Source organism: Brevibacillus sp. SIMBA_040 (assembly GCF_046535075.1).
GTDB lineage: Bacteria > Bacillota > Bacilli > Brevibacillales > Brevibacillaceae > Brevibacillus.
On the sequence record NZ_JAWRXI010000447.1, the window covers coordinates 1 to 230 of the forward strand.

Below are 230 nucleotides of genomic sequence, written 5' to 3' on the forward strand. Positions count from 1 at the left end.
TAGACGTTGCCTTCCTCGGCCATGCCGCGAACGGTCGGCCAGATCACCAGGTCCATGACCCGCTGGTGCACTTGGGCAGTCACGACCGGGGCAGGGGAGTAAGCGCCCATGCCACCGGTGTTCGGGCCGGTGTCGCCGTCGCCGACGCGCTTGTGGTCCTGGCTGGTGGCCATTGGCAGCACATTCTCGCCGTCGACCATGACGATGAAGCTGGCTTCTTCGCCGTCCAG

Annotated in this window: 1 pseudogene; it reads right to left on the reverse strand. The window is 66.1% G+C overall.

From position 1 onward, the window contains the following. Positions 1-230: pseudogene (locus tag SB752_RS33390) on the reverse strand (phosphoribosylamine--glycine ligase); the annotation flags it as partial.